This window comes from Spirosoma agri, assembly GCF_010747415.1.
Classification (GTDB): domain Bacteria; phylum Bacteroidota; class Bacteroidia; order Cytophagales; family Spirosomataceae; genus Spirosoma; species Spirosoma agri.
Genome location: NZ_JAAGNZ010000023.1, coordinates 1 through 584 on the forward strand (window position 1 = coordinate 1; position 584 = coordinate 584).

General features: G+C 62.7%; 1 pseudogene. It reads right to left on the reverse strand.

From position 1 onward, the window contains the following. Positions 1-584: pseudogene (locus GK091_RS29295) on the reverse strand (hypothetical protein); the annotation flags it as partial.

A 584-nucleotide genomic window follows, 5' to 3' on the forward strand; every position in this document is an offset into this window, starting at 1 on the left:
ACGTGCCGGTTTGCACCGCGCTGATACGGATGCGGGGGTTGTCCGAGTAGAGCTGGATGGTGTAGGGTCCTGGCTCGGTGGTAGGCAGCAGCTCGTTAACCACGCGAAAGGCAACGGGTTGGCCGGTCAGGCCGCTGTAGCGGGGCGTGAAGCTGATGCTGTAGCGGTTAGGCAGGATGGGGGTACAGTTGAGGGTAGTCACGGCCGTGATGGCGAAGGGGGCTTCCACGATCGGTGCACTCGTCAAACTAAGTACCACCGAGGCCGTAGCCGAACAGCCATTGGCCCCCGTGACGCTAAGGGAGTAGGGACCAGCCACACTCACCGCGATACTGGCTGTCGTCTCGCCGGTGCTCCAGCGGAAGCCGACGGGCGCCGTACTTCCGGAAGCCGAAGCGGTGAGCGTAGCCGACTGGCCCTGGGCGATGGTCAGCGATGGGTTCGCTGCGATGCTGGCGGTAGGCACCTGCTGGTCCTGACCGATAACCACGTTGACACTAGCCGTACAGCCATTACCACTGGTGAGGGTCACTGAATAAGTTCCGGCTATAAGCACCGAGATACTGGGCGTCGTCTCGCCCGTG